Here is a 469-nt window from a genome sequence, read left to right on the forward strand (position 1 = left end):
TCTTCATCGTGCCGTCGGGGCTGAGCATCAGGCTGTAGGGGGTCGAGAGCGCACCCGGCATATGCCCGCCGCGCAGACCTGCCCTTGGTTCGGGCTCCAGGCCATGGAATCGCGCGGCTGGGCGTGCATCCAGCACCTGCGCCGTGCCTTGCTCGACGATGGCGCGCATCTGGTCCAGATCGCGCACCAGATGGGCCTGCCGGCGCGGCGTGAAATGGCGCTCGCGCGGCTGGGAGGGCATGTCCTCCACCGCCCGGCCCTCGGCGACCCATTTCGGCAAGCCGCCGTCGAGAACCATGACATCGCCATGGCCGAAAACGCGAAACATCCACCAGACCCGCGCGGCCGAAAACACGCCGGCCTGATCATAGATGACGAGCCGCGTTCCATCCCCCAGGCCCAGCTTGCGCACCCGCGAGGAGAACTTCTCCGCACTGGGCAGCATATGCGGCAAGGGCGTTGAATCGTC

The 469-nt window shown here is 67.4% G+C and carries 1 protein-coding gene; it reads right to left on the reverse strand.

From position 1 onward, the window contains the following. On the reverse strand, positions 1-445 hold a 445-nt coding region (locus tag ACLD7X_RS18775; RefSeq protein ID WP_411425196.1), incomplete at its 3' end, for a sulfurtransferase. Between the last annotated feature and the right edge of the window lie 24 nt (positions 446-469).

This window comes from Aphanothece microscopica RSMan92 (assembly GCF_046613545.2).
Taxonomy (GTDB): domain Bacteria; phylum Cyanobacteriota; class Cyanobacteriia; order PCC-6307; family Cyanobiaceae; genus NIES-981.